Source organism: Youhaiella tibetensis (assembly GCF_008000755.1).
GTDB classification, from domain to species: Bacteria; Pseudomonadota; Alphaproteobacteria; order Rhizobiales; family Devosiaceae; genus Paradevosia; species Paradevosia tibetensis.
The window spans coordinates 2,107,340-2,126,841 of record NZ_CP041690.1 but is presented as its reverse complement, the minus strand read 5'-3'; the positions used below and the strand labels follow the sequence as shown (position 1 = coordinate 2,126,841).

Genomic DNA, 19,502 nt, shown 5'->3' with positions numbered 1-19,502 from the left:
GGGGTTGCTTGCCTCATCCGGGGCAATCATATAAAGAAATCTTTATATCCCTGTTCGCGCCCCGACCTCCTCCCAGGAGTTGGGCCAAGCGGTAGTTTTGCCATGACTGTTCATTTCGCTCCCCGACTCGATTCATCCAATCTGCCCGACGGCCAGGAAGTGCTGGCGGCGCTCAAGCAGGCTGCGTCCGAACGCATCCTGATCCTGGATGGAGCCATGGGCACCATGATCCAGGGGCTCAAGCTCGATGAGGCCGGCTATCGCGGCGAGCGGTTCAAGGATTGGCACAAGGACGTTCGCGGCAATAACGACCTGCTCAACCTCACCCTGCCCGACGCTATCCGCGACATCCACCTGCAGTATTTCCTGGCCGGTGCCGATATCGTTGAGAGCAACACGTTCTCGTGCACGTCGATCGTGATGGCCGACTACGACATGCAGTCGCTCGCCTACGAACTTAATGTCGAGGGCGCCCGGCTGGCGCGCGAGGCGGCGAAGCTCGCCGAAGAGCGCGATGGCCGCCGCCGGTTCGTGGCCGGCGCTCTCGGGCCGACCAACAAGACCGCGTCCATGTCCACGGACGTCAACAATCCCGGCCATCGCGGCATCACGTTCGACGAGATCGTCCAGTCCTACGGCGAAGCGATCAACGGCCTCATCGACGGCGGCGCCGACCTGCTGCTGTTCGAGACCATCACGGATACGCTCAACACCAAGGCCGGCATCTTTGCCGCCCAGCGCATCTTCGCGGAGCGTGGCCTGACGCGTCCGATCATGATTTCGGGCACCATCACCGATCTCTCCGGCCGCACGCTCTCGGGGCAGACCCCTAGCGCCTTCTGGTATTCGGTGCGGCACGCAAGCCCCTTCACCATCGGGCTCAACTGCGCGCTCGGCGCCAATGCCATGCGCGCGCACGTCGCAGAGCTCTCGGACGTGGCCGACACCTTCATCTGCGCCTACCCCAATGCGGGCCTGCCCAATGAATTCGGCGCCTATGACGAAGGTCCCGAGTTCATGGCCAGCCAGATCGAGACTTTCGCGCGCGACGGGCTGGTCAACATCGTCGGTGGCTGCTGCGGCACGACGCCGGACCATATCCGCGCCTTCGCCGAGGTGGTGGCCAAGTACAAACCCCGGGCCATTCCGCAGATCGAGCCGCAGCTGCGCCTCTCGGGCCTTGAGCCCTTCACGCTCACCAAGGACATTCCCTTCGTCAACGTGGGCGAGCGCACCAACGTCACCGGGTCGGCCCGCTTCCGCAAGCTGATCACTGCGGGTGATTACACGGCCGCCCTTGAAGTGGCGCGCGATCAGGTCGCCAACGGCGCCCAGGTCATCGACATCAACATGGACGAAGGCCTTATCGATTCCGAAAAGGTGATGGTTGAGTTCCTCAACCTGCTCGCCGCCGAGCCGGACATCGCGCGCGTGCCGCTGATGATCGACTCCTCCAAGTTCTCGGTCATCGAGGCCGGGCTCAAGTGCGTCCAGGGCAAGGCGCTGGTCAACTCGATCTCCATGAAGGAAGGCGTCGAGGCTTTCCTCCATCATGCGCGGCTGGTGCGCTCCTACGGGGCCGCCGTCGTCGTCATGGCGTTCGACGAGCAGGGCCAGGCCGATACCTACGAACGCAAGGTCGAGATCTGTTCGCGAGCCTACAAACTCCTCACCGAGGAAGTCGGCTTCCCGCCCGAAGACATTGTTTTCGATCCCAATATCTTCGCCGTAGCCACCGGTATCGCCGAGCATAACGGCTATGGCCAGGCCTTCATCGAGGCGACCCGTACCATCCGGGAGACGCTGCCGCACGCCCACGTTTCGGGCGGCGTATCGAATCTCTCCTTCTCGTTCCGCGGCAACGAGCCGGTGCGCGAGGCCATGCACGCGGTCTTCCTCTACTATGCCATCCAGGCCGGCATGGACATGGGCATCGTCAATGCCGGGCAGCTCGCCGTCTACGAGTCCGTCGATGCCGAGCTGCGTGACGCCATCGAGGACGTGATCTTCAACCGCCGCGACGACGCCACCGACCGCCTGCTCGAATTGGCCGAACGCTTCCGCGGCGGCGCCAAGTCCGAAGGCAGCCAGAAGGATCTTACCTGGCGCCTCAAGCCCGTGCAGGAGCGCATCGCCCATGCGCTGGTCAACGGCATCACCGAGTTCATTGATGCCGATACCGAGGAGGCCCGCCTCGAAGCGTCGCGGCCGCTCGACGTCATCGAAGGTCCGCTTATGAGCGGTATGAACGTGGTGGGCGACCTTTTCGGTTCGGGCAAGATGTTCCTGCCCCAGGTCGTCAAGTCGGCCCGCGTGATGAAACAGGCCGTGGCCCACCTACTGCCCTATATGGAAGCCGAAAAGCTTGCCGGCGGCGGTGGCGGGCGGCAGTCGGCCGGCAAGGTGTTGATGGCCACCGTTAAGGGCGACGTCCACGACATCGGCAAGAACATCGTGGGCGTGGTCCTCTCGTGCAACAACTACGAGATCATCGACCTGGGCGTCATGGTCCCGACGGCCAAGATTCTCGAGACGGCGCGTGCCGAGAACGTCGATGTCATCGGTCTTTCCGGTCTCATAACGCCCTCGCTCGACGAAATGGTCCATGTTGCCGCCGAGATGGAGCGCGAAGGTTTTGACATTCCGCTGCTGATCGGGGGCGCCACCACCAGTCGCGTCCACACGGCGGTCAAGATCAGCCCCCGTTACGAGCGCGGCCAGACTGTCTACGTCAACGACGCCAGCCGCGCCGTCGGCGTGGTTTCGAGCCTGCTGTCGGCCGAGCAGCGTGACAACTACGTCGCCCAGGTGCGCGAGGAATACGTTAAGGTCGCCGAGAAGCACGCCCAGAGCGAAGCCGAAAAGCAGCGCCTGCCGCTGGCTCGCGCGCGCGAAAACGCCTTCCGGCCGGATTGGAGCGCCTACACGCCCCCAAAGCCAACGTTCCTGGGCACGCGCGTCTTCGAGACCTACGATCTCAACGAGCTCGCCAAATACATCGACTGGACGCCCTTCTTCCAGACCTGGGAACTCAAGGGTCGCTTCCCGGCGATCCTGGACGACGAGAACCAGGGCGCGGCTGCGCGTCAGCTTTGGGACGACGCGCAGGCCATGCTCAAGACCGTGCTGCAGAAGAACTGGTTCCGGCCGAAGGCCGTCATCGGCTTCTGGCCGGCCAATGCGGTGGGCGACGATATCCGCGTCTTCACCGACGACACCCGGACCCAGGAACTGGCGACGTTCTACACGCTGCGCCAGCAGCTCACCAAGCGTGACGGCCGCCCCAACATGGCCCTCTCCGATTTCGTTGCCCCGCTCGAGAGCGGCAAGCCCGATTACATCGGCGGGTTCGTGGTGACGGCTGGCCTGGAAGAAAACGCCATCGCCGAGCGCTTCGAGCGCAGCAACGACGACTACTCGTCCATCCTGGTCAAGGCCCTGGCCGATCGCTTCGCCGAGGCCTTTGCCGAGGAGATGCACAAGCGGGTGCGCAGGGAGTTCTGGGGCTACGCACCCGAAGAGAACTTCGCCATCGAGGAATTGCTCCAGGAGCCCTATGACGGCATTCGCCCGGCTCCGGGCTATCCGGCCCAGCCCGACCATACCGAGAAGACCACCCTCTTCCATCTGCTCAACGCCAAGCAGCGCATCGGCGTGAGCCTGACCGAGAGCTATGCCATGTGGCCGGGATCGTCCGTTTCCGGGCTCTATTTCTCGCATCCGGAAAGCTACTATTTCGGCGTGGCCAAGGTCGAACGCGACCAGGTCGAGGACTACGCCGCTCGCAAGGGCATGGAGATCCGCGAGGTCGAGCGCTGGCTCGGCCCCATCCTCAACTACACACCGAAGTCCGAGTAGCCATGAGCGCCGCCCCGTTCGCAAGGTCGGTCCGTTCCATCCCGGTGACCATCGTCACCGGGGCGGATGCGCCTTTGCCTGAGGAAGCGGGCATTGCGGTCGTGCGCGTGACGTCGAGCGAGCATGCCCACGCGCCGGGTACCGAGTGTCCTGCCTGCGCCGCGAGCGGCGATGTCCGGGTGGCGCTCTTCGAGTTGCTGGAAAAGGCCCGGCTGGGCCTGGTGCCGCCCTTCGAGACGGTAGTGGTCGATGCCCGCGGGCACGCTTCACCCCAGGCAATCGCCGACCGGCTCATACCGGGCCGGCAACCGGCCTTCGGGCTGCGCGACCACACGGTGGCGCGCAGTTTTCACCTGGCCTAGAACTTCCAGCGCATGCCGACGGCGGTGGCGTTGGCGCCATCGCGCATGTTGCCCAGCGTATTCCAGGCGCCCGAACGGTGCTGTATGCGCCAGAACACCTCGAGGTCGGGATTGTCGGCCCAGGAGAGGTTGATCTCGGGGCCCATGTAGAAGAGCAGCGCCGGATCGCCGCCGCCCGGCACTTCCTGGGCATGGACCGTTTCGACGCCCACCGGTCCGCTCTCGGCCGAAATGCCGAGGGTGATCGCGGGCGAGATTCGCACATTGCCCAGCACGATGCCGTCGAACCGGGCGACGCCACCGGCCCACATCTCGGCCGATGTCGTGTCGCCGAACCGCGCCGCCAGCCCGACTTCGAGGCCGAGCCGCCACTGGTGCCAGTCGCCCGGCAGGAAGCGCTGATAGCCGGCGCCGACGAAATAGTTGTTCTCGTAGGCTGGCTTGAACGGGTTCAGACCGTTCTCGATGTACTCGCTGTAGTAGCGCCCGCCGAAGACGAAGACTGTCTGCAGGCTCGTCGGGTCGGTGTCGCGCACCGATTGGCCCAGACCGGCGCCGGTCAGGGACATCACACCCAACAGCGCGACGAATGCCCTCGTCGCCCAACCTCTAAAACCCATGCACCACCACTCCGGTTGTTGAGTGGACACGCCGCCCGAGCCCTTACGGACGAACCACACGCCCGCCCCTTCCGGGGGCGGACAGACGCACTAGAACTTCCAGCGTACCCCGAAAGAGGTCGCGTTGGCACCATCGGCCATGTTGCCCAGTGTACCCCAGGCGCCGGACCGGTGGTGAATTCGCCAGAAGACCTCGGTGTCGGGATGGTCGACCAGCGACACGTTGATCTCGGGACCAATATAGAACAACAACGTCGAGTCGCCGTCCCCACGATTGAGCGCCTCGATACCCACCGGCGCCGTCTCGGCGGTCAGGCCGAAAGTCACGGCGGGCGAGATGCGTACAGTATCGCCAATCACGAGGCCGTCATAGCGGGCAACGACGCCCGCCCAGGCCTCGGCCGAAAAACTGTCGCCGCCACGGATGGCCGCGCCGACCTCGCCACCGATTCGCAGGCCGGTCGGATGGGTGAGCCAGAAATGCTGATAGCCGCCACCGAGAACGTAATTGTTCTCGTAGTTCACGCCCCAGGGGCGCGCACCGGTGAAGAAAGTCTCTTCATAATACCGACCGCCGAAGACGAAAACAGCGTTATCGTCCAATGGGTTGATCGAACCGACGGTATCACCTGCAATAGCGGGGCCACCGAGGCCGACTGTCATCGCGGCGCCGAGGGCCGCAGCAAATTTCCAAACCAATCTCAAAATCTCGCAAAAGGAGCCCTCCGGCTCCGTTCTTACCAAACCAATGGTTCCCAAGCACTGAATTAAGCGGTGAGGTCCCTGGGGGGTAACAGACGATTGATAAGTGACGCGGTCGTTACGGTGTTCGCCAGAAGGCATGCAATCGTCATCGGCCCGACCCCGCCCGGCACGGGCGTGATGGCGCCGGCAACGTCCTTGGCCGCCGCGAAATCGACATCGCCCACCAGCCGCGTCTTGCCTTCGCCCTTGTCGGGGGCCGGTACGCGATTGATGCCTACGTCGATCACCGTGGCGCCCGGCTTGAGCCAGTCCGCCTTGACCATGTTCGGGCGTCCGACCGCCGCGATCACGATGTCGGCCTGGCGAACCACGGACGGCAGGTCTTTCGTGCGCGAATGGGCGATTGTGACCGTGCAGTTCTCATGCAGCAGCAATTGCGCCATGGGCTTGCCCACAAGGTTGGAGCGCCCGATGATCACCGCGTTGAGCCCGGAGAGGGACCCCAGGGTGTCGCGCAGCAGCATCAGACAGCCCAGGGGCGTGCACGAGCGCGGGCCGGGCAGCCCGATCACGGCGCGGCCGACGCTGTCGGGGGTGAAGCAATCCACGTCCTTGGCCGGCGAGATGGCTTCGATCACCTTGAGCGGGTCGATCTGGGGCGGCAGCGGGTTCTGCACCAGGATGCCGTGCACGTCCGGCCGTGCATTGAGTTCATGGACCAGTGCCAGTACGTCAGCCTCGGACGTATCCTCGGGCAATTCGTACTTGAACGAAGCCATGCCGACTTCGACAGTCTGCTTTGCCTTGTTGGTCACATAGACCTGGCTGGCGGGGTCGTGCCCGACGATGACGACGGCCAGACCTGGCGTGATGCCGTGCTCGGTTTTCAGCCGCTCGACGTGCCCCGCCACGCGCGCGCGCAAACCTTCTGCAAAGGCTTTTCCGTCAATGAGTTTTGCCGTCATCGCATCGCTCCCCGGTTCTGTTGCGCCTCCTAATGGAGCAGATCGGTCAGGAGTGCAACCGCTCCGTCAGGCAGGGCCGACCGGCGCTATCGTCATACCTTCGCCCTCGAGCGCATCGCGCACTTCGCGCGCCAGGTCGACGGCGCCCGGCGTGTCCCCGTGGAGGCAGATCGAGCGCGCCGCCGAGCGCAAGACGGTGCCGTCGATCGCCACGATTTCTCCGTCCCGTGCCAGCCGGACGCAGCGTTCGATCACCGCATCGACATCATGGATCACCGCCCCCTCCTGGCTGCGCGGCACCAGCAGGCCCTCAGGGGTATAGGCGCGGTCGGCATAAGCCTCGAGGATCACCGGGATACCAACCGCGCGGGCGGCCCGCACCTGCTGGCTGTTATCGAGGGCAAGGATCGCAAGGCTCGGATCCATGGCCTGGATGGTGGCGAAGATGCCCACCGCGAAGGCCAGTTCCTCGGCCGTCTGGTTGGCGAGGGCGCCGTGGAGCTTGACGTATTGGAGATCGACCCCGACCTCCTCGGCGATCCAGCGGATGAGGAAGAGCTGGGAACGGATCTGGCCCAGCAACTGCTCGAGCGGCATCACCACGCGAAAGCGGCCGAAATGCACCTTGTCGGCATAGCCGGGATGGGCGCCGGGACGGACACCCAGGTGCTTGCAGGCACGCAGAATGCGGCGGATCGTCGGCGCGTCGCCGGCATGGCCGCCGCAGGCGATAGAGGCGCTCGATACGATCTGGAGCAGGTCCTCGTCCGTCCCCATGCCCTCGCCGAGATCGGCGTTGAGGTCGATCACCGTCATCTGGCTGCCCTCCCGGCGGCCAGCGCGTGCGTGAGCGTTACCGGCTCGAACCGCACCAGGCTCCCGGGTCGCATCTGCGCGAACCGGTCGAGGTCGGCGGAAATGACCGTGGCGATGCGTGGATAGCCGCCGGTAGGCTGGTGGTCGCGCATCAGCACGATGGGCGTGCCGTCGCCGAGAATCTGGATATCGCCAGGCACCACCGCGTCGGAAACGAGCGAGAGAATACCGGCCTGCGGGAAGGTTTCGCCGCGCGCCAGCCGCACGCCCATGCGGTCGAGGCGCGTCGAAATCTCGAAGGGCTTGTCCACGAAGAGCTGGCGCATCGCGCCGGGAAAGAGATCGGCGTGCAGGCCCCAGACGACGCGCACCGGCGCATCGGAGGGCGCGGCGGACCCACCGCCTTCGGCCCCACCCTGCTCTGGCGCATCCCCGAACGGCACGCGGTCGCCCGTCACCAGCGCGCGCCCACCGAAGCCGCCGAGCCCGACCGTGCTGTTGGTTGCCCGCGATCCAAGCAGCAGCGGCACGGCGATCTCGCGCCCGAAGCGGACATAGCCGTAATTGCCCCAGACCCCGGGCGCCACGCGCACCAGGTCTCCCGCGGCCAGCTGCAGCGCGCTGTTCCAGTCCCTGGCTTCGCCGTTGACCGAAAGGTTGAAGGCGCCGCCACTGAACGCCGCCTCGACTTCGCCTTCGGCCCGGAAGTCGAGCCCGGTCCGCGTGAACTCGATGGCCGCTCCCGCCCTGCCGCCAAGCAGGGTACCGGCTACCGCGAACGCGCTCCGGACCATGGGACCGGACGCGGCAATGCCGTAGCGGAGCATGCCGAAGCGGCCGGCATCCTGGATGGTCGCCAGCGGTCCGGCGCGCAGCACCGTGATCCCACCGCTCATCGCCCTGCCTCCGAAAAGGCGATCAGGTCGCCTTCGGCCAATATCGTGGGTGGGCTCTGGTCCGGTACGAAGTTGATGAAGTCGGTGCGCCCGATCACGTGCCAGCCGGTGGGAATAGGCGTCGCCGTGATCGCCGTCTGCCCCGCCGCGAACAGCACCGTGCCGGCGGGCACGCGGCCACGCACATCCGTGCGGCGCGGCAGGTTGAGGGTCTTGGGGTGGAATCCGCAGTAGACGAAGCCCGGCGCGAAACCGGTGGTCAGCACTCTGAGCGGAGCGGCGTTGTGCGCGGCAACGAACTGGCTCGGGCTCATGCCGAGCGCTTCGGCCGCCGTATCGAGGTCGGGGCCATCCTCGCCGCCAAAATGCACCGCGATGGCATGGGTGCGCCCGGGTGTCTCCGGCTCTTCCTCGGCGAGCGACAACATGAGCCGCAACTCGCCCGCCAGCCGGGCGGGGTCGGTCCTGTCGGGGTCGTAGCGCAGCAGCACCGAGACGAGGTTGGGGTCGATTTCCTCGATCCCTTCGGGCGCCGCATCGTCGAGCCGGCGCGCAAAGGCGACGGCGGCACGGTTGGCGCGCTCGCCGAGGTTCGTTCCAAACCGCACCAGAAGCGCCCTGTCGCCAAGCGGCACAATGGTCGGCAGCATCAGTGGTTCGCTCATGGCCGGTCCCTCGTGGCTCCATTTGAACATGAACACGAGTCGCACCGGTTCGGAACGCCGTCCAGCACGGATATGGACAGGCGCCTCCACCTCGGCTAAACGCGTCGTGCCGGGTGGGTGGCAGAGTGGTTGATTGCTCCGGTCTTGAAAACCGGCGAACGTGCAAGCGTTCCGGGGGTTCGAATCCCTCCCCACCCGCCACCTTTAAAATACCACCATATAGATCAATGGTTTGCGACTGGAATTGGCTAACCGTCAGGTTAGCCAACGAGTGTTCGTGAGCCGGTTCTGGCACGTGCCACTCAATGAAGAAGGAAAGCGATCCGCAGCGGACGGGCTGTCGAAGCAAGCGAGGGTCTGGGCGATGAAGGTCTGGACTGCGACCGGCACATTGCTTTTTGCCATGGTTGTGTCAGGTTCCGGGGCGCAGTTTCCCAAGGGGAACGGACAAATGAGCGATGACGATGACGATGAGTTCGACGGCGGTGCCCTCGATTCTCGCATTAGGGAAGCTCTGAAAAGGTTCGAGGAGCGGATTTCGGCACTGGAGCGTTCCGCCAAAACCGACGCTGCCGATATTAGACAGACATTTCTCGAGGATTTTCACGACGGCAACCCGGAGCGCGCACCCGACACACCGGCCATGGCCACCGAAGTCGCCGCACTGCTTTCTGCTTTCGTCAAACGCCGATCTGAAGTTGCCGATATCGTGGGGCAAATTTTGATCCGTAAGGATATGGCGCTGGAATCTGCTTCGATGCGCCTGGCCGTGGAAGCGGCTGAGGTGGCTACTTCCGCTCTACGTGAACTTCCCGCGGTTTACGCTTGGCTCGACGATTGGGCCGCGGGTCGCGATCCTGGCTCTCCTCCCGATGTCGACACGCTGCAAAAGGTCATTGCGACGCAGGAAGCTCTTCGTCATATCCAGCAGCGTGTCAGGGAGGCGGGGACCAACGTTGCAGTGAACATCGAAATGCTCGCCGATATCGTGGATCTGCGGGTGCAGTACCTACATGAATTCAAACTCGCCAATCTCAAGCTTAGCCCTGAAGAGACGCTGGAGAGGATCATGTCGAGGTTCAAGGACCAGCCAACGTCGATAGCTCGCGCCGCAGCGCTCCAACTCTTGAAGGGCACCGTTCTCGCCATTGTCACCCCCGTGGTCGAACGCCAACTTCCGTGGTCGACCATCGTTGATATTTCCGAACGCCTCCAAGTGGCGATCATCGGCAAGAGGCTCGATACCGACCCTTCCGGCACTGACGCGCTCATGATCTTGAAGCGAAATCTCGCCGACCAGGCAGAAGCCCTCGAAACCCTTTTGGCTGACTGCCGCAGATTTGAAAAAGAGCTAACCACCCTCTCCTCGGAGGTCTTGGAGACCCCACCCGAGGGTGTGAGGCACTAGGCAGCCCTTAGCTGACACGTTCCGCACGCCCGGGCCTTGTCGACCCGGGCGATTTCCGGGCCCCACCCGCCAGATCGCAGACTTTCCTATTCAAGCCGCAGGAGTGCCGGCGCTCTCGAGCGCCATGCACCAGTAGCTTAGGGCAGCAGCACCACCGAGCCGGTGGTCTGGCGCCCTTCGAGGGCGCGGTGCGCCTCGGCGGCGTCGGCCAGGGCGAAGCGGTGGTGGACCGCCACCTTGATCATGCCGTCGAGCACCGCCTGGTAGACGGCCGCGAGGCCGGCGCGATAGTCCTCGGTCTTGCGCCAATAGGTGCCGCCGGTCGGGCGCGTCACGTAGAGCGAGCCCTTGGTCGCCAGGATCCCCAGGTTGGGGATCGAGACGGGACCGGAGGCATTGCCGAAGCTCACCATCAGCCCGCGCGGCTTGAGGCAGTCGAGCCCGCCTTCGAACGTATCCTTGCCCACCCCGTCATAGACGACATCCACGCCCTGCCCGCCTGTGAGCTGTCGGACGCGATCGACGAAGTCCTCGGTGCGGTAGTTGATGACCTCGTCGCAGCCATTGGCCTTGGCGAGCGCCACTTTTTCGTCCGAGCCGGCCGTGCCGATCACCCGCGCGCCGAGCGCGTGTGCCCACTGGCAGGCGATGAGCCCCATGCCGCCGGCGGCGGCCTGGAAGAGGATCGTCTCGTCCTTCTTGAGCGCATGGGTCATGAAGAGGAGATAGTACGCCGTGGCGCCCTTTAGGCCGACGGCCGCGGCGGTCTCGTAGTCGATGCCATCGGGGAGCGGCGCCACGCGGTTGGCGAAAATCAGGCGTTCCTCGGCGTAGGCGCCCGGTTCGCCCTGGTAGGCGACGCGGTCGCCTACCTTGAACTCGGTCACGTCAGCGCCGACAGCGGTCACTTCGCCGGCCGCCTCATTGCCGGCCACGAAGGGCATGTCGCGCTTGTAGAGGCCGGAGCGCTGGTAGGTATCCACGAAATTGAGCCCGATCGCATGCTGGCGAATGCGGATCTGGCCCGGGCCGGGCTCGCCGACCTCCCAGTCCTCGAGCTTGAGCACTTCGGGGCCGCCATTGGTCCGGACCACTATGGCCTTGGTCATCATTTCTCGCTCCTTGCGGTCAGCGGGTGGTCTTGGGCTTGCGCGGGGCCGATTTCGGCCGCGATTGCGCGCGCGATGCGGGCGTCGACTTGGGAGCCGACTTGGGCTTCGGGTGCCCTGCCTCGCGCACCGGCGCATCGATCATCGGGTCGGTGTCGGCAGGAAGGCTGGCAATCTCGCCCTCGAGACCAGCCATCCCCGGAATGGTCGCGGCCGCTTCCAGGCGGACCCTGGAAGCCTTGCGCTGGCGGGCGAAGATGTTGACCGCCTCGACCAGGACCGAGAAGGCCATGGCCGAGTAGATATAACCCTTGGGGATGTGGAAGCCGAGGCCGTCCGCGACCAGCGAGGCGCCGATCAGCAGCAGGAAGGCGAGCGCCAGCATCTTGGTGGTCGGGTGCTCGGCCACGAACCGGGCCACGGGGCCCGAGGCGACGAACATCACGCCGACGGCGATGATCACGGCGGCGATCATGACCTCGACATGCTCGGCCATGCCGACGGCGGTCACGATCGAGTCGATCGAGAACACCATGTCGATGACGATGATCTGGGCGATGATGGCCGAGAAGGTCGCGCTCGCGGCCTTGGCCATCGTGGGCTCGTGCGGCTCCTCGATCTCGGCATGCATCTCGTGCGTGGCCTTGTAGATGAGGAAGAGGCCGCCCACGAGAAGGATGATGTCCTTCCAGGAAAGCGCCAGGCCGAAGGCGGTGATGACCGGCTGGGTCAGGCTGATGATCCAGGAGATCACCAGGAGCAGCATGATGCGGAAGATCAGCGCGAGGGCAAGGCCCAGCTTTCGGGCGCGGTCGGCCTGCTCCTTGGGCAGGCGCGACACCAGCACCGAGATGAAGACTATGTTGTCTATGCCGAGGACGATCTCCATGACGGTTAGGGTTGCAAGGGCGATCCAGGCGTTCGGATCGGTTAGCAGCTCAATCATCAAGGGCTCCATCCCGTTGGTGCGAATGGCTATATTTAGGTTTGCGACTCCCTCGTTGGAAGACGCGACCCCGACGAAAAGCGACAAGGGTCGTATTTTTCCTCCCGCGCCGTTCTCTTGAGCATGCCGTCTCCCCCGCCCGTCTGGCTGGCCAGCCCGGCGCAGTGGTAATGTCCGGCACACTCCCACGGGGAAAATCGCGCATGGAATCCTTCACGCCCCTGACCGCCGCCATCGGCGGATCGCTGATCGGCCTCGCAGCCGCAATTCTCTGGCTCGGCAATGGCCGGATCGCCGGAATTTCCGGGGTCTTCGGCCAATTGTTGCCGCCCGCCCGAACGGTCGTCTGGCGGCTCGTATTCCTCGTTGCGCTGGTCATCGGCGCCTGGGCCGCGTCCTACCTCGTCCCGGGTCTGGGCGTGGGTGGCCCCGGTGGCCAGCCGGCCCAGCTGGCGGCGCCTCCGGCAGGCAGCCCGGTTCCGGCCGTCGTCTGGATCGCCATCGCTGGCCTTCTTACCGGCCTCGGGACCAAGCTCGGCAACGGCTGCACATCCGGACATGGCGTGTGCGGCGTCGCCCGTCTTTCGCGCCGCTCGTTCGTGGCCGTCGGGGTCTTCTTCGCGGTCGCCATCGTCACTGTCACCGTCACGGGGATCGTCTGAGATGAAAGCCAGCCTCAAGCCGGGATATCTCGCCACGGCCGCCGTCAGCGGTCTTCTCTTCGGGGCCGGCCTCTATATCTCGCAGATGGTCGATCCCTATAAGGTCCTCAGGTTCCTCGATTTCACCGCCATACCCGCCGGCGGCTGGGATCCGAGCCTGGCCTTCGTCATCGTGCCGGCCATCGTGGTCATGTTCATCGCGGTGCAGATCGGCAAGCGCCGTCGGGCCCCGGTGTTCGATGCCGAGTTTCACCAGCCCGAATACAACCGGATCGACATGCCGCTCGTTGCGGGCTCGGCGCTATTCGGCATCGGCTGGGGCATGTCGGGCATCTGCCCGGGCCCGGCCATCGCCCTCATCACGTTCATGCCGGACAATTTGTGGATTTTCCTTGTGGCCATGTTTGTCGGCTCCTATGCCGGAGCCTATGTGATCCCTTCGGGACATGACAAACGATTGGCCATGGCGAGATGAGCGATATCGAACGAGCGCAGGCAGTTGTAGTTGGCGGGGGCCTTACCGGGCTCGCCGCCGCCGTTGCGGTGGCCAGGGCGGGTCTGAAGACCATTCACCTGGCGCCCCAGGGTCCGCCCGACCGGCGCACTTCGGCATTGATGATGCCGGCGGTCCGCTATCTTCAGGACGCCGAGCTCATTGGCGAGCCGTCCGGGATCGGCCATCCGCTCCAGCAGGTGCGCATCATCGATGCCACCGGGCGGCTGATCCGCGCGCCCGAGACGCTCTTCGACAGCGCCGAAGCGGGGCTCCCCGCATTCGGCTGGAACTTTTCCAACGTCAAGCTCAATGAGGCCTTCGCCACCGCAGCGGCGGCGCTACCCGATCTCGAAACCCGCCCGCTCACCCTGACCGGGCTCGTGCGCAACGATGCCGGTACGCTCCTCACCCTCTCTGATGGCACCGAGGTCCAGGCCGATCTCGTCGTCGGGGCCGACGGCAAGAAGTCGTTGGTGCGCGAGGAAGGCGATTTCCGGGCGCGCGAAAACGGCTTTACGCAAGCCGCGCTGGTTTGTGACCTCGAACTAGGTCGCCCGATCGGCAATTGCTCGATCGAGTTCCACTACCCCCAGGGCCCGTTCACCCTCGTTCCGGCGGGCGGCAACAGGGCGAACCTGGTCTGGATCGACCAACGCTCGGTTCTCGATGCCGCCCGGGCAGCCGGGCCCGATGCGCTGGTCGAAACCTTCCGCGAAAAATCCATGCGCCTCTTCGGCTCGATCGCGCTCGCCACTCCGGCCCATATCTTTCCGCTTTCGACTATCACCGTCACCGAGGCCGGCAAGAACGGCATCGTGCTGGTGGGCGAAGCGGCCCACGCCTTTCCGCCCATCGGCGCGCAGGGTCTCAACCTGGGGCTGCGCGACGTGGCGGACCTGGCGGCAGGATTGGCGGAAACAGATCTCACCGCTCCCGGCTGGACTCAAAAGCTCAGCCTGGATTACGCGCGTCGGCGCGCCCCCGACCTCGCCCGTACCACCGGCATCGTCGATGCCCTTTTCCGCTCGCTGCTGGCCGAAATGATCCCGGCACAAGCCTTGCGCGCAGGAGGCCTCTGGGCCCTCAAATCCCTCCCCGTCCTGCGCAAACAGGCTTTCGGAATGGGCATGGGCAACCGGTAAGGGGCGGCTCGCTGCCTGAGACGGCTGGCCAGGCTCTCCCTCGATCTCTCCCCACCACCGATCCACACCCCAAAACAAAAAGGGCGCCCCCGAAGGGAGCGCCCCAAAACCTTGCGAAGGTGATCCAGCCCTTACTGGGCGGGCTTCTGGTCGGCGGCCGGCGGCGTCGCCTGGGTCGAGACGCCCGGTTCGGTCGGGGTCTGGCCGGAGTCGAGTTCCTTGCGGAGCTGCTCGGCACGGTCCTGGAGCTGCTGCTCAAGAGCGGAAGCGCCGGTCTGTTCCTTGCGGAACTCGTCGAACGTCAGGGCGGCGTCGCCATCATAGACGGCGGTGAAGCCTGCCAGGTTGATCTCGATGGTCAGGTCCTGGTTCTGGCGGTTCTTGGCGGTGAGCTTGAGCTTGCCGCCCTTCTTGAGGCTGTTCACGTAAGCTTCGTTGATCACGAGCTGGGTGGCGCAGGACTGCGGATCGCACAGCATGAAGGGCACGCGGATCGGCTTGCCGCCGTCGATCTGCCAGGTGAGGCCGAACGGGAGGAGCACGCCGAGCGGAACCGCGGCGACGGCGAGCAGGCGGCTTTCCTGGCCCGGGTCGTCACGCAGGAGGAAAGAGCCAAGGAACTGACCATTGGCCAGGACCACCTGGCGCATGATGCAGGCCTTCTTGCCACCATCGATCGGATCGCAAACCTTGAGCCAGTTCTGGGTAGGCGCGCGATTGGGATCGGCGGCGGCCTGTTCATTCTGGGCGTTGACCTGGCTATCGGCGGGTGCGGCGGGCTGCTGCCCCTGGGCGGGCGCTGCGGGCTGCTCGGCGGCAGGAGCGGGAGTGGTATCCTGGGCCAGGGCGGCAAAGGACGGCAACATCAGCGCCGTAGCCGCCAAACCGGCGATGAGAGCATTTTTCAACTTCATGGGGTTTCCCTGGCAATTCTCGTGGTGGTTTGGGCCACCTTCTGATTGGTGCCCATCAAGGGCAATTCGGGCAATAACATGACCGGAGCGATTAACCAAAGCATTATCCGGAAACTGTGACGGAAGCACGGCCCGCCTCGGCAAGCTTGGCCAGCCGGGACAGAATGGCCGCCGTTCCCTTCAGGCGCGCGTCGGCGGACGGCCAGTTGCGCGCGAACACAATTTTCTGATCGGGGCGCACGCGAGCCTGCTGGCCCGGATCGGCGACGAGCTTGACCAGTCCCACCGGGTCGGCGAACTCGCTGTTGCGGAACGTGATGATCGCGCCCTTGGGGCCGGCATCGACCTTCTCGACGTTGGCGGCGCGGCAGAGCGACTTGACCAGGATGATCTTGAGCAGCGCTTCGACTTCCTCGGGCAGCGGCCCGAAGCGGTCGATGAGCTCGGCGCCGGCCGCGTCGATCTCGCGTGCATCGGTGAGGTCGCCCAGGCGCCGGTAGAGCTGCATGCGCAGCTGCAGGTCCGGCACATAATACTCGGGGATCATCACCGGCATGCCGATGGAGATCTGCGGGCTCCACTCGCCCTTTTCCTCGTAGACCTCTTCGCCCGAGCGCAGGGAGGCCACGGCTTCTTCGAGCATGGATTGGTAGAGCTCGTAGCCGACCTCGCGGATATGGCCCGACTGCTCCTCGCCCAGCAGGTTGCCCGCGCCGCGGATATCGAGGTCGTGGCTGGCGAGCTGGAAGCCGGCCCCCAGGCTTTCGAGCGACTGCAGCACGCCCAGCCGGCGTTCGGCCGTATCGGTCAGCTTGCGGTCGGGCGGGATGGTGAAGAGCGCATAGGCGCGCGCCTTGGAGCGGCCGATACGCCCGCGGATCTGGTAGAGCTGGGCCAGGCCGAAATTGTCGGCGCGATGTACGACGAGCGTATTGGCATTGGGGATATCCAGCCCCGATTCGACGATGGTCGTTGCCACCAGCACGTCGAACTTGCCGTCGTAGAAGGCGTTCATGATGTCGTCGAGCTCGCCCGGCGCCATCTGGCCGTTGGCGACCACGAACGAGACTTCGGGCACCTGCTGGGTCAGGAACTCGGCGATGTCGGGCTGGTCCTTGATGCGGGGCACCACATAGAAGGCCTGTCCGCCACGATACTTTTCGCGCAGGAGCGCTTCGCGGATCGAGAGCGGATCGAAGGGCGAGACGAAGGTGCGCACCGCCAGGCGATCCACCGGTGGCGTCGCCAGCAGCGAGAGGTCGCGTACCCCGGTGAGGGCAAGCTGCAGCGTGCGCGGGATCGGCGTTGCCGTCAGCGTCAGCACATGCACGTTGGCCTTGAGCTCCTTGAGGCGCTCCTTGTGGCCGACGCCGAAATGCTGCTCCTCATCGATGATGAGCAGTCCCAGGTCCTTGAACTTGATGGATTTGGAGAGCAGCGCGTGCGTGCCGACGACGATATCGACGTGCCCGCTCTCGAGCCCCTCCTTGGTCGCCTTGAGTTCGGCGGAGGGGATCAGGCGCGAGGCGCCGGCGACGTTCACCGGCAGGCCGGCGAAGCGCTCCTTGAAGGTGCGCAGGTGCTGGCGCGCCAGCAGCGTCGTCGGCACGACCACGGCGACCTGCTTGCCCGACATGGCCACGGCGAATGCGGCGCGAAGCGCCACTTCGGTCTTGCCGAAGCCGACGTCGCCGCAGACCAGCCGGTCCATGACGCGTCCGGAGGTCAGGTCGTCCAGCACGGCCTCGATGGCCACGAGCTGGTCCTCGGTCTCCTCGTAGGGGAAGCGCGCGGCAAAATCCTCGTAGGCGCCGGTGGGGAGCGCAATCGGGTCGGATCTTGTAAGCTGGCGCGCCGCCGCGATCTTGATGAGCTGCTCGGCCATCTCGCGGATGCGCTTCTTGAGCCGGCCCTTCTTGGCCTGCCAGGCGACGCCGCCCAGCCGGTCGAGCTCCGCCCCCGTCTCTTCCGAGCCGTAGCGCGAGAGCAGTTCGATGTTCTCGACCGGCAGGTAGAGCTTGTCGCCCTTGGCGTATTCGATCTCCACGCACTCGTGGGGCGCCCCGCCCGCCTCGATGACCTTGAGGCCCACGAACCGGCCGATGCCGTGATCCACATGGACTACCAGGTCCCCGGCCGCCAGGCTTGCCGCCTCGGTCAGCGCGTCGCTGGCCTTCTTGCGGCGCTGCGGGCGCAGGATGCGCTCGCCCAGGATATCCTGCTCGGAAAGCACCAGCAGGTCGTCGGTCTCGAAGCCCGTGTCGAGGCCCAGCACCACCAGCGCGGTGGTATTGGCCGAGGTGGTCTCCGCGTCGCGCCAGTTTTCGGCCATGCGCGGGTTCTTGAGCCCGTGGTCGTGCAGCACCTGGGCCATGCGGTCGCGCGTGCCCGTCGACCAGCAGGCGATGATGGTGCGGCGCCCTGCCCGGCTGTTCTTCTTGAGAAGGTCGACGACCGCCTCGAAGAGATTGGTGTCGGCGGCCTGCCGCTCGGCGGCGAAATTGTGGGCCAGGCGTCCCCCGGCGTCGTCCCGCTTGCTGCCGCCCGGGGCCGAGAACGGGGAGAGCTGGACGACGGTGGTGCCCGCCTGCGCATAGGCCGGCGCCTCCATCTCGTAGAGCAGGCCCGGCTCGATGGGCTTATAGGGTGCGCCCGAGGTGGCGCCGGCGGGGGCCTGGCGCGCTTCCTGGCGGGCGTCGTAGTAATCGGCGATCTGCTGCTGGCGTTCGGCGAAGGCTTCCTTTGCCTGGTCGTCGAAGACGAACGGGGCGTCGCCCGTGTAGTCGGCCAGCCGGCTCATGTCCTCATAGAAGAACGGCAGCCAGTGCTCGACGCCCGGGAAGCGCTGTCCGGCGCTGACGGCGGCGTAGAGCGGATCGTCGGCGGTATTGCCGCCGAAGGTCGCCGTGTAATTGCGCCTGAAGCGCCGGATGGTGTCCTCGGCGAGCACCGCCTCGCTCATCGGCGCCAGCGAGATCGTCTTGATGTTGCCGGTCGTGCGCTGGCTGTCGGGGTCGAAAGTGCGGATGGTTTCGAGCTGGGAGCCGAAGAAATCGAATCGCAGCGGGGTTTCCTGGCCGGCCGGAAAGAGATCGACGATGCCGCCGCGCACGGCGTATTCGCCGGCTTCGCGCACCGTGGGCACGCGCAGGTAGCCGTTATTGGCCGCCCAGGCGATGAGCTTGTCGCTGGCCACGACCTTGCCGGCCGCGGCCGAGAAGGACATGCCTGCTGTCACCTCGCGCGGGATGAGCCGCTGGACGAGCGCGTTGACGGCCGTCAGCACCACTGCGCCCCTGGCCGAGCCGTCTGTCAGCGCCGCCAGGGTCTTCATGCGCTCGGCGATCGTCACCGTGTTGGGCGAGACACGGTCATAGGGCAGGCAGTCCCAGGCGGGGACGGTGAGGATCGCGTGGCCGGGCAGCAATTGCGCCAGTGTCTCGGCCATGCGCTGCAGGCGCCGCCCGTCGCGCGCCACGAACACTGCCGCGGCGGCCGCCTCGGGGTCGGCCTTAAGGCGCTCCTCGACCAGGCGCGCCAGGACAACCGCCTGCATGCCATCGGGGACATTGGAGATGGTGCGGACCGGAACCTGGCTCATATGCCCGCCAGCCTCGCGTCGTTGAACCGGGCCAGCACCGCGAGCAGTTCGGCATCGACGTCGCCGGGCACCGGCTCCTGGCCCATGATCCACTTGAGCAGGTCCGTATCCTCCTCGTTCATGAGCTTTTCGAGCCGGTCGAGCTCCGCTTCGGGGAGGCCTTCGATATGGGCATCGGCATAGGGCCCAAGGATGAGGTCCATCTCGCGGGTTCCACGGTGCCAGGCGCGATAGCGCATGCGGCGGCGGCGCATAGCAGTGTCTTCACCGGCGCTGTTTTGAAGGGCCATGATCGGGTCAACTCAGTGATGTGGGAGGCCTTCTTACGCGCAAAGAC

The 19,502-nt window shown here is 65.5% G+C and carries 16 protein-coding genes, 1 tRNA gene and 1 pseudogene; 7 read left to right on the top strand and 11 right to left on the bottom strand.

Going from position 1 to position 19,502, the window contains the following annotated elements; genetic code table 11:
* Positions 1-102: 102 nt before the first annotated feature.
* Positions 103-3,858 carry a methionine synthase gene (gene metH, locus FNA67_RS10325; RefSeq protein WP_147655978.1) on the top strand — a complete coding sequence of 1,252 codons (3,756 nt, stop codon included), beginning with the start codon at positions 103-105 and terminating at the stop codon, positions 3,856-3,858.
* 2 nt (positions 3,859-3,860) lie between these two features.
* Positions 3,861-4,220, top strand: coding sequence for a hypothetical protein (locus tag FNA67_RS10320; RefSeq protein ID WP_049705036.1), 360 nt, complete (start codon positions 3,861-3,863; stop codon positions 4,218-4,220).
* Here the strand turns inward: FNA67_RS10320 and FNA67_RS10315 are convergent.
* The 6 genes from FNA67_RS10315 to FNA67_RS10290 form a co-directional block, all read right to left on the bottom strand.
* Positions 4,217-4,840, bottom strand: a complete 624-nt coding sequence (locus FNA67_RS10315; protein ID WP_145976724.1) for a hypothetical protein — start codon at positions 4,838-4,840, stop codon at positions 4,217-4,219. The two genes, FNA67_RS10320 and FNA67_RS10315, sit on opposite strands and share 4 nt — an antisense overlap.
* Before the next feature lie 90 nt (positions 4,841-4,930).
* The gene (locus FNA67_RS10310; RefSeq protein WP_147655977.1) at positions 4,931-5,443 is read right to left on the bottom strand and encodes a hypothetical protein; all 513 of its coding nucleotides are present in this window, start codon (positions 5,441-5,443) and stop codon (positions 4,931-4,933) included.
* Between the two features lie 164 nt (positions 5,444-5,607).
* Complete coding sequence (gene folD / locus FNA67_RS10305; protein WP_147655976.1) at positions 5,608-6,510, bottom strand: bifunctional methylenetetrahydrofolate dehydrogenase/methenyltetrahydrofolate cyclohydrolase FolD; 903 nt, start codon at positions 6,508-6,510, stop codon at positions 5,608-5,610.
* Positions 6,511-6,576: 66 nt separating this feature from the next.
* Positions 6,577-7,326, bottom strand: a complete 750-nt coding sequence (locus FNA67_RS10300) for a LamB/YcsF family protein (RefSeq protein WP_147655975.1) — start codon at positions 7,324-7,326, stop codon at positions 6,577-6,579.
* Positions 7,323-8,222 carry a 5-oxoprolinase subunit C family protein gene (locus FNA67_RS10295; protein WP_147655974.1) on the bottom strand — a complete coding sequence of 300 codons (900 nt, stop codon included), beginning with the start codon at positions 8,220-8,222 and terminating at the stop codon, positions 7,323-7,325. The genes FNA67_RS10300 and FNA67_RS10295 overlap by 4 nt, the downstream gene beginning before the upstream one ends.
* A complete protein-coding gene (locus FNA67_RS10290; RefSeq protein WP_170267285.1) occupies positions 8,219-8,887 on the bottom strand; it encodes a 5-oxoprolinase subunit B family protein in 669 nt (222 codons plus the stop codon). Before FNA67_RS10290 ends, FNA67_RS10295 begins: the two co-directional genes overlap by 4 nt.
* A 111-nt stretch (positions 8,888-8,998) precedes the next feature.
* Between FNA67_RS10290 and FNA67_RS10285 the strand changes: the two genes are divergently transcribed.
* Both FNA67_RS10285 and FNA67_RS10280 read left to right on the top strand, forming a co-directional pair.
* Positions 8,999-9,088, top strand: a tRNA-Ser gene (locus FNA67_RS10285).
* A gap of 76 nt (positions 9,089-9,164) precedes the next feature.
* Positions 9,165-10,295 (top strand): hypothetical protein, encoded by a 1,131-nt coding sequence (locus FNA67_RS10280; RefSeq protein ID WP_147655972.1) that lies wholly within the window; start codon positions 9,165-9,167, stop codon positions 10,293-10,295.
* A 137-nt stretch (positions 10,296-10,432) separates the two neighbouring features.
* Here FNA67_RS10280 and FNA67_RS10275 read toward each other — a convergent pair whose 3' ends face one another.
* Both FNA67_RS10275 and FNA67_RS10270 read right to left on the bottom strand, forming a co-directional pair.
* On the bottom strand, positions 10,433-11,404 hold the full coding sequence (locus tag FNA67_RS10275; RefSeq protein WP_049707961.1) for a quinone oxidoreductase family protein: 972 nt from the start codon (positions 11,402-11,404) through the stop codon (positions 10,433-10,435).
* Between the two features lie 229 nt (positions 11,405-11,633).
* Positions 11,634-12,350 (bottom strand): annotated as a pseudogene (locus FNA67_RS10270) (TerC family protein); the annotation flags it as partial.
* Between the two features lie 203 nt (positions 12,351-12,553).
* On the opposite strand from FNA67_RS10270, the gene FNA67_RS10265 reads away from it, so the two are divergent.
* The 3 genes from FNA67_RS10265 to FNA67_RS10255 are packed head-to-tail and all read left to right on the top strand — an operon-like array spanning position 12,554 to position 14,650.
* A complete protein-coding gene (locus tag FNA67_RS10265; RefSeq protein WP_147655970.1) occupies positions 12,554-13,012 on the top strand; it encodes a YeeE/YedE family protein in 459 nt (152 codons plus the stop codon).
* A gap of 1 nt (position 13,013) precedes the next feature.
* Entirely contained in the window at positions 13,014-13,487 is a 474-nt protein-coding gene (locus tag FNA67_RS10260; RefSeq protein WP_147655969.1) for a DUF6691 family protein, read from the top strand.
* Complete coding sequence (locus tag FNA67_RS10255) at positions 13,484-14,650, top strand: FAD-dependent monooxygenase (protein WP_147655968.1); 1,167 nt, start codon at positions 13,484-13,486, stop codon at positions 14,648-14,650. The genes FNA67_RS10260 and FNA67_RS10255 overlap by 4 nt, the downstream gene beginning before the upstream one ends.
* Positions 14,651-14,781: 131 nt before the next feature.
* Here FNA67_RS10255 and FNA67_RS10250 read toward each other — a convergent pair whose 3' ends face one another.
* The 3 genes from FNA67_RS10250 to FNA67_RS10240 all read right to left on the bottom strand — a co-directional run bounded on the left by FNA67_RS10250 (position 14,782) and on the right by FNA67_RS10240 (position 19,455).
* Complete coding sequence (locus tag FNA67_RS10250) at positions 14,782-15,564, bottom strand: invasion associated locus B family protein (protein ID WP_049705026.1); 783 nt, start codon at positions 15,562-15,564, stop codon at positions 14,782-14,784.
* 103 nt (positions 15,565-15,667) lie between these two features.
* Entirely contained in the window at positions 15,668-19,165 is a 3,498-nt protein-coding gene (gene mfd, locus FNA67_RS10245) for a transcription-repair coupling factor (protein WP_147655967.1), read from the bottom strand.
* Entirely contained in the window at positions 19,162-19,455 is a 294-nt protein-coding gene (locus tag FNA67_RS10240; RefSeq protein WP_147655966.1) for an FAD assembly factor SdhE, read from the bottom strand. Before FNA67_RS10240 ends, mfd begins: the two co-directional genes overlap by 4 nt.
* Positions 19,456-19,502: the final 47 nt, after the last annotated feature.

Bases quoted from the DNA above. Each gene is read 5' to 3' on its own strand.
- metH (WP_147655978.1), top strand. From the start codon at position 103: ATGACTGTTCATTTCGCTCCCCGACTCGATTCATCCAATCTGCCCGAC.
- FNA67_RS10320 (WP_049705036.1), top strand. From the start codon at position 3,861: ATGAGCGCCGCCCCGTTCGCAAGGTCGGTCCGTTCCATCCCGGTGACC.
- FNA67_RS10315 (WP_145976724.1), bottom strand. From the start codon at position 4,840: ATGGGTTTTAGAGGTTGGGCGACGAGGGCATTCGTCGCGCTGTTGGGT.
- folD (WP_147655976.1), bottom strand. From the start codon at position 6,510: ATGACGGCAAAACTCATTGACGGAAAAGCCTTTGCAGAAGGTTTGCGC.
- FNA67_RS10300 (WP_147655975.1), bottom strand. From the start codon at position 7,326: ATGACGGTGATCGACCTCAACGCCGATCTCGGCGAGGGCATGGGGACG.
- FNA67_RS10295 (WP_147655974.1), bottom strand. From the start codon at position 8,222: ATGAGCGGTGGGATCACGGTGCTGCGCGCCGGACCGCTGGCGACCATC.
- FNA67_RS10290 (WP_170267285.1), bottom strand. From the start codon at position 8,887: ATGAGCGAACCACTGATGCTGCCGACCATTGTGCCGCTTGGCGACAGG.
- FNA67_RS10275 (WP_049707961.1), bottom strand. From the start codon at position 11,404: ATGACCAAGGCCATAGTGGTCCGGACCAATGGCGGCCCCGAAGTGCTC.
- FNA67_RS10265 (WP_147655970.1), top strand. From the start codon at position 12,554: ATGGAATCCTTCACGCCCCTGACCGCCGCCATCGGCGGATCGCTGATC.
- FNA67_RS10260 (WP_147655969.1), top strand. From the start codon at position 13,014: ATGAAAGCCAGCCTCAAGCCGGGATATCTCGCCACGGCCGCCGTCAGC.
- FNA67_RS10255 (WP_147655968.1), top strand. From the start codon at position 13,484: ATGAGCGATATCGAACGAGCGCAGGCAGTTGTAGTTGGCGGGGGCCTT.
- FNA67_RS10250 (WP_049705026.1), bottom strand. From the start codon at position 15,564: ATGAAGTTGAAAAATGCTCTCATCGCCGGTTTGGCGGCTACGGCGCTG.
- mfd (WP_147655967.1), bottom strand. From the start codon at position 19,165: ATGAGCCAGGTTCCGGTCCGCACCATCTCCAATGTCCCCGATGGCATG.
- FNA67_RS10240 (WP_147655966.1), bottom strand. From the start codon at position 19,455: ATGGCCCTTCAAAACAGCGCCGGTGAAGACACTGCTATGCGCCGCCGC.